This is a genomic window from Catellatospora tritici, from assembly GCF_019083965.1.
Lineage (GTDB): Bacteria > Actinomycetota > Actinomycetes > Mycobacteriales > Micromonosporaceae > Catellatospora > Catellatospora tritici.
In genome coordinates this window covers 464,125-475,790 of the sequence record NZ_JAHRCY010000006.1, presented here as the reverse complement: position 1 = coordinate 475,790, position 11,666 = coordinate 464,125, and the positions used below count along the sequence as shown (strand labels likewise).

Genomic DNA, 11,666 nt, shown 5'->3' with positions numbered 1-11,666 from the left:
TTCTACCTCTACCTGGCAGCAGCCCTCATCACCACACGCCAACTCATCCGACAAGCCCGCACCCACTACCGATGGGACAACCGCCCCACCACCCGACGCCTCAAATGAACCAATTGCCGGTCGCTCTAAGCCGCCGAGTCTTCGGTTAACAAGTCGGCCCAACTTGCGGACTTAGTCACCCAGTTAGTCACCCAGATACGAATAGAGGGTACATCCATCAATAGGATGTACCCTCTGAGCTGGTGGACGATACTGGGATCGAACCAGTGACCTCTTCCGTGTGAAAAACGCGGCCGAGGATTGTCGTAGTGTCGCCCGCCATCAACGCACCTGGAAATGTCCGCTGCCGTCCTCGGCTGGAAGCGCTCGACAAGAAGCAGGGTCAGCCGGTTCGCTGACTTTTTGCTGACTCCCCCTGTCGCGTCAGGGCGCCCTCAGTGCGGGTGGCTTCGCTGGCGTTCTGGAGGCTCAGATCCTCTGATGTTCTCGGGCGGATACCAGATGCCCCGCCAGACGGACACACCGAGCGACAAACCGAGGGGCACGGTGCCAGGCCGGAAGTCCGTCAGATCCGGGTTCTCGACAACCTTCGTCATGGGCGGCGCAGGCGGGCCGTACCAGTACCGGACGAGCTCCAAGCAGTCATCGAGGTCTTGGCCAGTCACACCGATCACCGGCGGCCAACCACGCGGGTAGATCGCGGAGATGTCGAAGTGAAGCCAATACCTGTTCATCTGTCTCTGCCGCCTTCCGTCACCGCGGGAGGATACCGGCAGGCCAGGAAGAAGCCGGTTCGGGCAGGGCCTCAGTTTGGAAGATCGCCAGAAGCTGGCCGAGTTGCCCGGAACGCCTGGCAGCGGGCGACGGTTGGCTGTCCGCCACTGCCCGGTCGTGACCGGCGATGACACGCTGTCCTGGCACGCTACTGGTACGCCGAAACAGCTCACCGCTTGCCTGAGCGCTGCTGCGTAAACGTGACAGGCCCCGTGCCGTCCCGGACAGAGCCTCTATTTGGCCATCCAGGTGTATTGATGTGCCGCCTCGGCTCACCATGAGTCCGGGCATCGGCTCCAAGATGGACCCATGTCCTCAAGCGCCCAGAATAACGAGCGTTCAGAAGGATCGATGGCGTCTAAAGCCGCAAAGCTCGGATTGGGGCTATACCAGCACTCTTCAGCCGTTCTGGCGTCATTCGGCCTAGCCGCAATTATCGGCCATTTCTGGGATATCGAGTGGAAGAGTTTTCTGGCGTCCGTGGTGGGCGTTTGGGATCAGACCGTCCGTCCGGCAGCGGCGCAGCTATTTCGCATATTTGTTTCAATTCCACTCGACTGGGTTGGAATTGATTTCGAAGTACCACAGTTCGTGCGCGACTATGTGTCCGTAGGCGCCGTCTTGGCATTATCCGTTGTGCGCGAAGGCCGAAGGCTCGCCAAGTTGTACGGCACCACGCGGCGAGCTTGACCAGCCAAATCTCGTCGCGAACCTCAGGCCTGTCCTGACGGGCCCGTTTCGGCCGCTACTTTATCCGCTAACATGGCCAATGGCGCTCGTCTTCTGGATTGGCATAACGCTAGCCGCCACATTCTGGCGGATTCAGTCGAGTCGTGAGCCCGACAGCAAATGGAAGCGGAAAGAACAAGCAGTTGGAGCTGCCTACCATTTCACCACGCTTTCCGTGATCGCACCCTTGCTGTATCTCGGAGTCCTGCTCGCAATCAACAATTGGCTGCAATAAGTTGGTGTCCCTGACTTCTCATCCCGCGCCTATGTCGCACCCGCAGCGGTGATAGTGGTGATCTCCTTGCGGCGGCAGTCTTGACCAGACCGCAGCCGCCGGCGGGTGTGGCACTGCCCTTGTGGTGACGGCGTAAGGAGATCACCACCCCGGCCGCCCCTTCCACCCACTCTCCCGCCGCCATCACGGGTTGGCTGCATCTCCGCAGTGGTGGCCGGGGTTCGGGGCGGAGCCCCGAGGTGTGTGGTTGCTGTGGTGTTCGGGGTTCGGGGCGGAGCCCCGAGGTGTGTGGTTGCTGTGGTGTTCGGGCGTGGCGGCGTCGCGGGAGGCGCGGTCTGGTCCACGGCGGTGTTCCGTTATGGCTCTTGGGGTTCTGGGCTGCCTCGTCGGCTGGCGCCCGCGTCCCCCGCGCGGGCCGCAGGCAGAGCGCGGCGAGCTAAATTCGGCAACCCGGTACGAACTGATCGTGTCAGGTACCGGGTGATGTGCGACAGAGCGATACCAGTAGACGCGCGACAGGCGTCGGTGTCGGCCGTTGATCCAGGCGCTAATGGCCGACGCAGGTCAAAGCTGCCAACCGTTGCAAGATCAGCCGTAGAGCCTTTGCGCCCAGTAGATCTGGTCGTCGGCGCTGATGTAGACAAGCGCGACGAGTAGGTCAGACGGCTCGACAGGTGCGGTCGCCCAAAACTTATGTGCCCTCTCGCTGGGATACGAGGCTTTCGGAATGAACTGCGCGACGAAGGTGACGCCATTGGCTTGCGGTAGGACGCTGAGTGATGACGGCGTGCCGGTCATGACCTTGTCCCCATCGCGAAGGTCTGCTGCGCCTCGTAGCCAGGAATATTTGCGTTCGACCTCGTCCAGGATGTACCAAGGCGCCTGAGTCATGCCGCTGTGCGTCCTGCCCGGTACCTTCTGGACGATATCGTATGGCTTGAGGTGGCTGCGCTTGTCGATCACAAGCACTTCGAATTGCCCGCCGGCATCTACCGGCGGGCTTTCCCAGGTGACCTGGCCATGTATCAGCTGCCCACCCCGGGGGTGCGGCGCGTTGTAGATCTCAGCTGTCGCTTCGTCCCACTCGATGGGCCTCAGCGCGGCCGTCGCATGCAGTACCTCCGGGCCGTAGGGAGGCGTGTCTCGCCAGACCTTGAACGCCAGGCCGGACGCAAGCACGGTAGTAACGACGAGGGTGGCGACGATGGTCCTGCGGCGTGTCACGCGGACGAGTACAGCACAGCGCTGCCATTCCGTACGTCCGCGTCAAGCCACAATCCGCAGATCCAGGCCATCTGCGCACGTCACACCTTTGGCAGCTAGAGACCTAGGCCATGACATATCAGGTGGTATCGAAATGTCGCACATCTGGTGAAGCTAGGCAGGTACGAACTGCAGTCGGGATTGCCGCCGATAATCAGCAGCGTGATGACGCACAGAACCGCATACGCGTGGTCCCTTTGTGTGGCGGCAGCGATTTGTGGAACCAGTACGCGACGTGTGTGAAGCGCTACTCGGGCCTCGGTCTGGTCGTGAATTTCGCATTGGCGGCCGGGACGGCCTGCGGTGGGGCGAGTGTGTCGGGCTGCGCTGGGACGCCGTCGGCCTGGCCAAGCGTGAGGTGCACGTGATCCGGGTGGCCGTCGAGGTCGCCGGAACTGTTTCGGCAAAGCCGTTCCCCAAGTCGAAGGCTGGTCGGCGCACGGTTCCGCTGCCCCCTCTGGTGGTGGCTCGGCTGCGCTACCACCGCGACACGCACCCGGCTGGTCCCGCCGGTGAGGTCTTCACCAATCAGGCTGGCGGCCCGATGCGCCGGACGTTGTTCCGGTCGCGGGTGTGGCGTCCTGCTCTGGTGGAAGCCGGTCTACTCGGCCGGGTCGCGGAGTTGGGGACAGACAGGTTCCGGGCCTGGTGGCTCGACGCCAACGGTATCGAGACTTCGGCCGACGCGACCAGCCGCGGTGAAGCCGTCGCCCTGGTCGTCAGGCACGCGGCCGGTCGGCTCCGGTTCCACGACCACCGTCACTCGTACGCGACGTGGCTCATCTCGAACGGCGTGCCAGTCAACGACGTGCAGCGGGTGATGGGGCACGAGCAAGCATCGACGACTCTCAACCGATACACGCACCAGTCCGGCGACCAGGGCCAGTGGGTCCGCAATGCCCTCGCTGACTTTCGCTGACTTTGGGCCTCGACACCTTGCCCGAAAACGAGGAAGGCCCTTCCGAAGAAGGGCCTGACCTGTTCTAGCTGATGGTGGGCGATACTGGGATCGAACCAGTGACCTCTTCCGTGTGAAGGAAGCGCGCTCCCGCTGCGCCAATCGCCCGCAACGAGATGGAACTCTACAGCATGTTCAGCGCCGCTCGCATCTCGGTACCCCCTCGGCGTGGCGCGTAGGCGAGGACCGTCGACAAACCGCCGACAAACAGGTCGAGGTGCTCTCGCAGGAGCACCTCGTCCGGTCTTTGGTGACGGTCAGTGACCGCCGGGGTGGGGCGTGGTTCAGCGTCCGGCGAGGAGCCGGTTGACGGCGGCGTCGACGTCGAGGTGATCGGTCTCACGACCGCGCGGTACGACGACGTAGGTGCGTCGCAGGAAGCGGACGAGGACGCTACGGGGGACCTCGAAGAGCGCGTTGCCGTCGGGCGACGACAGGGCGAGCGCGACGAAGTCGCCGCGCGGGGTGGCCCAGGGCCAGACCCGCACATCGCCGATGCCGGCCGGTTCGTCGAGGCCGGTGACCAGCAGTTCACGGGCGAACGACCAGCTCACCGCCTCGCCGCCGGCGGATTCGGCGTGGAAGAGCACATGCACCGCGTACGGGTCGACCGGGTCGTAGCGAAGGCTCGCCCGCACCGGAAGCGAGGTCGCGTCGGGCGCGACCAGCCGCAGCGATGTCTCGACCTCGACGGTCGTAGGACGGATGGCACTCATGGACGTACTCCCCCCGGCACTGCGGCGGAGCTCAATCGCTCCGCCTCTCCCATACTCAAGGTGACTCTCCCTTATACGCTCCGTCATCGTTACGATCTCACCCGATCGCGGGAAGATCGATGAAAACGCGGGCCCCGGCGCACCTACAGGGAGTAAGATGCCGTGTTTTGCCCAGAATTGCTCATATGTGATGCCACCCAAGGCGTCGACACACTCCGGTAACGTCCAGTCATCGGGGTTGGTGACGGGTGATTTCAAGGGCCCGATGAGCGAGACAGGCAGGGTTGGGGCGATGACCGACAAACCGGACTTTCGGCAGCCGGAACCGCCTACCCGCACCGGCCTGAAGGACCGAGTCCGCCTCGGCTACCTCGCCATCAGGGCGAATCCCACCGGCCGGTACGCGCTGAGGATCATCATCGGGGCGCTGGGCGGCATCGTGGTGCTCGCCGGGCTGGTGCTGATCCCGCTGCCGGGCCCCGGGTGGCTGATCGTCTTCGCCGGTCTGGGCATCTGGGCGATCGAGTTCGCCTGGGCCCGCAACCTGCTGGTCTTCGGCAAGGGCAAGCTCAGCGGCTGGACCGGCTGGGTCAAGCGGCAGCCGTTGGTGGTGCGGCTGCTCATCGGGCTGGCCGGGCTGCTCTTCGTGGCGGCGGTGCTGGCGATCTCACTGCGGTTGACGTTCGGTCCCGGGGTGTTCGCAAGTGCCTGGAACTGGCTTCTTGAGCATTGAGGGAACTCTCAGCCACCGGTCAGCCTGCCGGTGCCGTACGACCGGACGACTTGACCGCAGCGTCACCGAGCGGTGTGATCAGAGTGATCCGGCCGCGCCCGTCAACCTCCCCAGGTCAGCGCGGCCGGATCCCGTGAGCTGTGAAAACTATCAGCCCTTCAGTTTCTCGATGATCGGTGCGAGATCACGCCTCTCGATGGCCGCGGCCATCAGTTCCGGGAACGCGTCAGGCGTGCAGGCGAACGACGGCACCCCCATCGCCGCCAACGCGGCCGCGTTGCCGTGGTCGTACGCGGGCTGTCCTTCATCCGACAGCGCCAGCAGCACGATGACCTGCACCCCCGCCGCCGTCATCGCGGCGACCCGGCGCAGCATCTCCTGACGCACCCCGCCCTCATAGAGATCACTGATGAGGATGAAGATGCTGTCGCGCGGACGGGTTACCAGGCCCTGGCAGTAGCCGATGGCGCGGTTGATGTCGGTGCCACCGCCCAGTTGGGTGCCGAAGAGCACCTCGACCGGGTCGTGCAGCTGGTCGGTCAGGTCCACGACCGCGGTGTCGAACACAACCAGTGACGTGCGCAGCGTCTTCATCGAGGCGAGCACCGCGGCGAACACTCCCGAGTAGACGACCGACGCCGCCATCGAGCCCGACTGGTCCACGCACAGCACCACATCGCGCTGCACCGCCCGGGTCTGCCGCCCGTAGCCGATCAGCCGCTCCGGCACGATGGTGCGGTGTTCGGCCTGGTAGTGCTTGAGGTTGGCGCGGATGGTGCGCTGCCAGTCGATGTCGCGGTGGCGGGGACGGTTGATCCGGGCGGCACGGTTGAGGGCCCCGGTGACGGCGGCGCGGGTCTTGTTGGCGACCCGCCGCTCCAGCTCGGCGACGACCTTCGCCACCACCATGCGCGCGGTGGCGCGGGCCTTGTCGGGCATCACCTTGTTCAGGGACAGCAGCGTGCCGACCAGGTGCACGTCGGGTTCGACCGCCTCCAGCATCTCCGGTTCGACCAGCAGCCGGGTCAGGTTGAGCCGTTCGATCGCGTCAGCCTGCATGACCTGTACGACGGTGGACGGAAAGTACTGCCGGATGTCGCCCAGCCAGCGGGCCACCTTCGGCGCCGAGCCGCCGAGTCCGGCGCTGCGGCCACTGCCACCGCCCTCGCCCTCGCCTCGGTAGAGCGCGGACAGGGCGTCGTCCATGCCGCTGTCTGTTCCGGACAGGCGTACGCCGGTGCCGTCGCCGTCACCGCCGAGCACCAGCCGCCAGCGGCGCAGCCGCTCCTCGTCGCTCATGACCGTGTTCCTCCAGCGGTGACCAGCAGTTTCAGGGTCGGCAGCACCAGCGCGACCCGGTCGGGGTCCAGTGTCGCCAGATCGTCGTCACCGGACGCGGGGCGGCCGGGGTCGCCGCTGCCCAGGTGGCGTACGCGTTCGCCGACCGAGCGGCGCTCCGGGGCGGCGAAGGTGCCGAAGGTCCGCCGCAGCAGCGGCAGCACCGCCGTGAACGTGTCCGGTCCGAGGCCGACCAGCCACCGGTCCACCAGGGACAGCAGCGCCTCGTCGTGCACGAGCAGCAGCCCGCCTCCGGCGATGAAGCCCTCGACGTACGCGGCGGCCGACGGCGCGGGCACGCCGACGGTGAGCGAACGGGCCAGGCGCAGCTCGACCGCGTCGGCGTCGAGGGTGCCCGCGTCGCGCAGCAGCCGCAGCAGCCGTCCGGCGAGCAGACCGGGCAGGTCCGGCCGGTCGACGAGACGGGCCAGGGTGTCCAGCCACTCCTGCCGCAGCGGCAGTTCGGCCGGAACGTGGCTCGTCCCGGCGCGCCGCCGCTCACGCGGCGCGCCAGCCGACTCCCCACGTTCCGCGAGCAGGTTGAGGGCCTCGTGGGTGCCGTCGAGGTGGACTCGCAGGGCGCGGGCGGCGTCGTCGTCGAGGCCGGTGACCGCGCCGGGCAGGCCCAGCCGGATCCGGGTGACCAGTCCGGACAGGACTTCGGCCAGGGCGTCGGTGCTGGTGGCGCGGACGTCGCCGTAACGCAGCGACCGGGCCAGCGCGGGCACGGCGGCCATGAGCTGCGCGACGTCGGTGTCGACGGCGGCCCGGTCGGCCAGTGCCTTGAGCACCGCGGGCTGGGCCTGTGGCAGCTGTGCGAGCAGGCACGACTCCAGCAGGCCGGTGAGTCCGGCGAGATCGGCGTCCGGGCAGGACTCGACGACCTTGGCGGTGGCGGCCTGCTCGACGGTGACGCCGTACGCGCTGGCGCTGATGAGGTCGACGGCGTACTCGGGCTGCCATTGGAGTTGCCAGGACTCCCAGAAGGTGCCCTTGCCGCCGCGGGCGCGCTGGGCGGGGCGGCCCCAGTGCACGCCGAGCAGCCGCAGCCGGTGCAGCAGGCGGCTGCGCTCCAGGTCGTTGGGTTTGCGCAGGTCCAGGTCAAGGTCGCGGATCAGGGCCTCGGTCGGCAGGCGCAGCCGCTTGGCCTGGGCGGCCACGTCACGGGCCAGCGGCACGGACGGGGTCTCGTCGGGTACGGCACCGAGCCGCTCCCCCACCACGACCTGCCGCTGAATCAGCTCCAGCCGGGTCTCGTCGCCGTCGCAGAGCACCGCCCGGGTCGCCTCGGTGACCTCGGCCAGGCCCGGCAACGGTCGTCCGCGCAGCACGGCGAGAGTGTCGGCCAGGCGGGTCGCCTCGATGACGTGGGCGCTGGACACCGGCAGGTCCTGGGCGCGTAGCACCCCGGCGACCTCGACCAGCCACCGCTCGACCGGGTGGTCCGGCGCGGTGAACAGGTGGTGGTACCAGCCGGGCGAGGTGACCCCGGCGCCATAGCCGCTCCACGAGGCGAGCCGCCCGTGCGTCCACGGCACCCAGGTGATCGCGGTCGGCACCGTCGGCAGGCCCTTGAGCAGCGCCTTGTCGTCCTTCTCGGGCGGCAGGTCGCCGGACAGGGCGGGCACGTGCCAGGCGCCGCAGACGACGGCGATGCGCTGGTGGCCCTCCCGCAGCGCGGCGCGCAGCGTGTGCCGCATGTACGCCTCGCGGACCAGGTCCTCCTCGATGGCGGGGCTGTGTCGGCGTACCTCGGTCATCGCCTCGGCGACCGCCGCGAACGGCGTGCCGTCGCGGCGGTGCTCGATGACGTCCTCCCACCAGCGTTCGGCGTCGTCGTACCCGGCCGCGTGCGCCAGCCCGGCGATCGGGTCGACGCGCAGCTCGACGGGGTCGATGGTGTCCGTCTCGACGGTGTCCGTTGCAGACTCGGCGTCGGCGGTGGGTTCGGCCGGGGCCTGGGCCACGGCGCGGGCGGCGAAGCGGTGCCCGGCGGGCAGGTCGCAGAAGCGCAGCGGCACGTCGTGGGTGACGGCGTGACGCAGGGCCTGCCATTCGGGCGAGAAGACCGCGAACGGCCAGAACGACGCGCCCTCGCCGGGGTTCGTCCCGGTGCCCGTCGGGTACGCCAGCAGCGCCACCGGCGGCTGCAGACCCTCGTGGGCGGCCAGCGCCACCAGGCCGTCGGCCTCGGGCGGTCCCTCCACGAGGATCAGGTCGGGGCGCAGCTCGTCCAGGGCCCGCACCAGGGCCCGGGCCGAGCCCGGACCGTGGTGGCGGATGCCGAAGACGTGCACGCGGTCGCTGGTCACTCCGCCTCCCGCGCGGCCCGGTAGAAGTCCTTCCAGCCGTCGCGCTCGCGCGCCACGGTCTCCAGGTACTCCCGCCAGATGACGGCGTCGGTGACGGGGTCGCGGACCACCGCGCCGCGGATGCCCGCGGCCACGTCGGCGGCGCGGACCACACCGTCGCCGAAGTGCGAGGCCAGCGCCATGCCGCTGGTCATCACCGAGATCGCCTCGGCGGTGGACAGCGTGCCGCTGGGGCTCTTCAGCTTGGTACGCCCGTCAGCGGTCAACCCCTCACGCAGCTCCCGGAACACGGTCACCACGCGGCGGATCTCGTTGATCGCGTCGGGCACCTCCGGCAGCTCCAGCGACCGGCCCAGCGACGCGACCCGCCGCTGCACGATGTCGACCTCCTCGTCGACCGAGCCCGGCACCGGCAGCACCACCGTATTGAAGCGGCGGCGCAGCGCGCTGGACAGTTCGTTGACGCCCCGGTCGCGGTCGTTGGCGGTGGCGATGACGTTGAAGCCCTTGACCGCCATCACCTCGTCGCCGAGCTCCGGCACCGGCAGCGTCTTCTCCGACAGGATCGTGATCAGGGTGTCCTGCACGTCGGACGGGACGCGGGTCAGCTCCTCGACCCGGGCGATGGCGCCGGTGCGCATGGCCACCATCAGCGGGCTCGGCACCACCGCCGCCGGGGTCGGGCCCTCCGACAGCAGGCGGGCGTAGTTCCAGCCGTACCGGATGGCCTCCTCGGGGGTGCCCGCGGTGCCCTGGACCAGCAGTGTCGAGTCGCCGCTGATCGCGGCGGCCAGGTGCTCCGACACCCAGGTCTTGGCGGTGCCGGGCACGCCGAGCAGCAGCAGCGCCCGGTCGGTGGCCAGGGTCGCGACGGCGACCTCCATGAGCCGGCGCGGGCCGATGTACTTCGGGCTGATCTGGTCGCCGTCGCCAAGCAGGTACGTCACCACCGCCTGCGGGGACAGCCGCCAGCCCGGCGGGCGGGGCCGGTCGTCGGCGGCGGCCAGGGCCGCCAGCTCGTGGGCGTACGACTGCTCGGCGTGCGGGCGCAGCACGGTCGGCGTGTCGATGGTGGCGGTCATGCGAACTCCCGGTGGATGTCGTGCCGGATGGCGAGGATGGTGTGCAGTCGGGTGAGCAGCTGGACATAGAGCTGCGGCATGTCGTCGAGCAGCGCCGCCAGCTGTGGCGCGTACGCGGGGTGCAGGCCCGTCTCGGCGCGACGCAGCAGTTGGAACCGGCCGCCGCTGGAGCGTTCCCGGTCGCGCAGGACGGTCAGCACCGCGTCGCACACCACGGTGGGCCATGGCTCGGGCAGCGCGGGCAGCAGCCGTACGGCGCTGTCGACGTTGCGGCGCACGTGTTGGGCGACGGTGTCGGCCAGTTCGTCGGGCGGCAGCACGGCCACGAGCTGGGTGTGCAGTTCCCCGGCGTCGGAGAACCCGGCCGACAGCAGGGCCTTGGCCCATTGGCCGTCGCGCTGGGCGACCGCGGCGCGGGCCAGGCCCTGCCGGACCGTCGGGCCCCAGTCGTCGGAGGCTTTGCGGTTGAGCAGGGCGGCCGGGTCGGCGTCGACGGCGGTCCAGCAGTCCAGCGGGGCGGCGGCGATGACCTGGGCGAGCCAGTGGGCCCGCTCGCCGGTTCCGGCGGGGGGCTTGGCGATGATGCCGTCGCGGCGCATCCCGGCGTCGCACTCGGCGGGCGGGGTCACCTCCAGCCGCCGCGCCTTGACCGCCTCCACGCAGGCCAGCGCCCGGTCGGCCATGCGCTGCCGGTACGCCGAGCCGGGCAGCCGCCCCAGCAGCCGGGCCGCCGCGTCACGGACCTGGGTGCGCCGGTCGTCGAGCGCCTTCTCCAGCCACGGCTCGTCGTCGAGGCCGAGCCCGGTGACGCAGGCTTCGATGAGGGCGGCCAGGTCGGCGGCCTTCTCCTGCGGCCACACCTCGGCGAGCAGGTCGCGTCCGGCCGCCGGGTCGGTGCCGCGCAGGCGGGCCAGGTGGGCGGCGCGGGCCTCGATCCGGCCGGTGTCCCAGTCGTCGTCGGCGCCTGGGGCCGCCTCGGGCGCGGCCATGGCCCAGGACCAGCGGCCGGGGCCTTCGGCGCACAGCCACTGCAGGCGGGCCCCGCCTACGGCGCGCACCAGCGGACGCTGGCCGGAGTCGGCCTGCTCCAGCAGGGAAACCAGGTGCTGCGGTGCGGCCAGCAGGCCGCGGTCGGCGGCCAGCCGCAGCCACTCGCCGAGCAGTTCGCGCTGCACCTGGCGGTCGACCTCGACGTCCGATCCGGACAGCAGTCGGCTGAGCCGCTGCTGCGCGGCGGGCGGGGCGTAGGGCGCGGTCTCGGCCGGGGCGGGCGCGGGCGTCTCGATGCGTGCGGGCTGCTGCCCGGCACGCCGAGCCACGGTCACCACCGCGGCGGCGGTCAGCAGCCCGTCGGGGTCCAGCGGCCCCGCGGGCACGGCACCAACCAGCGGTTCCGGCACCGCCTCGGGGGCGCAGGCGCGGCGGTCGGTGCCGACCAGCGCACTGGACAGCAGGTGCGGCCACAGGGCAGCGGTCGTGTCGGGGCTGCTCATGCCGGTTCCCCGTTCCTCGGGAGGCCGGGGTGC

At 69.2% G+C, this 11,666-nt stretch carries 10 protein-coding genes, 1 tRNA gene and 1 pseudogene; 4 read left to right on the top strand and 8 right to left on the bottom strand.

Going from position 1 to position 11,666, the window contains the following annotated elements:
• Window positions 1-108: pseudogene (locus KUA19_RS16995) on the top strand (IS5/IS1182 family transposase); the annotation flags it as partial.
• Between the two features lie 975 nt (window positions 109-1,083).
• Window positions 1,084-1,464 (top strand): hypothetical protein, encoded by a 381-nt coding sequence (locus tag KUA19_RS16990; protein WP_217396957.1) that lies wholly within the window; start codon window positions 1,084-1,086, stop codon window positions 1,462-1,464.
• An 862-nt stretch (window positions 1,465-2,326) separates the two neighbouring features.
• Here the strand turns inward: KUA19_RS16990 and KUA19_RS16985 are convergent.
• Together KUA19_RS16985 and cutA are read right to left on the bottom strand one after the other, a co-directional pair.
• Complete coding sequence (locus KUA19_RS16985) at window positions 2,327-2,962, bottom strand: hypothetical protein (protein WP_217396956.1); 636 nt, start codon at window positions 2,960-2,962, stop codon at window positions 2,327-2,329.
• Between the two features lie 95 nt (window positions 2,963-3,057).
• On the bottom strand, window positions 3,058-3,408 hold the full coding sequence (gene cutA / locus KUA19_RS45005; protein ID WP_372451801.1) for a divalent cation tolerance protein CutA: 351 nt from the start codon (window positions 3,406-3,408) through the stop codon (window positions 3,058-3,060).
• Here cutA and KUA19_RS16980 point away from each other — a divergent pair.
• Window positions 3,375-3,920: a tyrosine-type recombinase/integrase gene (locus KUA19_RS16980; protein WP_372451800.1), complete on the top strand. Its 546-nt coding sequence runs from the start codon at window positions 3,375-3,377 to the stop codon at window positions 3,918-3,920. The two genes, cutA and KUA19_RS16980, sit on opposite strands and share 34 nt — an antisense overlap.
• A gap of 72 nt (window positions 3,921-3,992) precedes the next feature.
• On the opposite strand, the gene KUA19_RS16975 is transcribed toward KUA19_RS16980, so the two are convergent.
• A tRNA-Val gene (locus KUA19_RS16975) sits at window positions 3,993-4,067 on the bottom strand.
• A gap of 176 nt (window positions 4,068-4,243) precedes the next feature.
• Complete coding sequence (locus KUA19_RS16970; protein ID WP_120318938.1) at window positions 4,244-4,675, bottom strand: SsgA family sporulation/cell division regulator; 432 nt, start codon at window positions 4,673-4,675, stop codon at window positions 4,244-4,246.
• Window positions 4,676-4,967: 292 nt separating this feature from the next.
• Between KUA19_RS16970 and KUA19_RS16965 the strand changes: the two genes are divergently transcribed.
• Entirely contained in the window at window positions 4,968-5,408 is a 441-nt protein-coding gene (locus tag KUA19_RS16965) for a TIGR02611 family protein (protein WP_254549462.1), read from the top strand.
• 150 nt (window positions 5,409-5,558) lie between these two features.
• On the opposite strand, the gene KUA19_RS16960 is transcribed toward KUA19_RS16965, so the two are convergent.
• The 4 genes from KUA19_RS16960 to KUA19_RS16945 are packed head-to-tail and all read right to left on the bottom strand — an operon-like array spanning window position 5,559 to window position 11,633.
• Window positions 5,559-6,707 carry a VWA domain-containing protein gene (locus KUA19_RS16960; RefSeq protein WP_217396955.1) on the bottom strand — a complete coding sequence of 383 codons (1,149 nt, stop codon included), beginning with the start codon at window positions 6,705-6,707 and terminating at the stop codon, window positions 5,559-5,561.
• Complete coding sequence (locus tag KUA19_RS16955; protein WP_308167476.1) at window positions 6,704-9,058, bottom strand: DUF5682 family protein; 2,355 nt, start codon at window positions 9,056-9,058, stop codon at window positions 6,704-6,706. Before KUA19_RS16955 ends, KUA19_RS16960 begins: the two co-directional genes overlap by 4 nt.
• On the bottom strand, window positions 9,055-10,140 hold the full coding sequence (locus tag KUA19_RS16950) for an ATP-binding protein (protein ID WP_217396954.1): 1,086 nt from the start codon (window positions 10,138-10,140) through the stop codon (window positions 9,055-9,057). Before KUA19_RS16950 ends, KUA19_RS16955 begins: the two co-directional genes overlap by 4 nt.
• Entirely contained in the window at window positions 10,137-11,633 is a 1,497-nt protein-coding gene (locus KUA19_RS16945) for a DUF5691 domain-containing protein (protein ID WP_217396953.1), read from the bottom strand. The genes KUA19_RS16950 and KUA19_RS16945 overlap by 4 nt, the downstream gene beginning before the upstream one ends.
• Window positions 11,634-11,666 lie beyond the last annotated feature (33 nt).

What these genes read in the sequence shown, in the direction of transcription:
- KUA19_RS16990 (WP_217396957.1), top strand. Translation starts at nt 1,084, where the DNA reads ATGTCCTCAAGCGCCCAGAATAACGAGCGTTCAGAAGGATCGATGGCG.
- KUA19_RS16970 (WP_120318938.1), bottom strand. Translation starts at nt 4,675, where the DNA reads ATGAGTGCCATCCGTCCTACGACCGTCGAGGTCGAGACATCGCTGCGG.
- KUA19_RS16965 (WP_254549462.1), top strand. Translation starts at nt 4,968, where the DNA reads ATGACCGACAAACCGGACTTTCGGCAGCCGGAACCGCCTACCCGCACC.
- KUA19_RS16960 (WP_217396955.1), bottom strand. Translation starts at nt 6,707, where the DNA reads ATGAGCGACGAGGAGCGGCTGCGCCGCTGGCGGCTGGTGCTCGGCGGT.
- KUA19_RS16950 (WP_217396954.1), bottom strand. Translation starts at nt 10,140, where the DNA reads ATGACCGCCACCATCGACACGCCGACCGTGCTGCGCCCGCACGCCGAG.
- KUA19_RS16945 (WP_217396953.1), bottom strand. Translation starts at nt 11,633, where the DNA reads ATGAGCAGCCCCGACACGACCGCTGCCCTGTGGCCGCACCTGCTGTCC.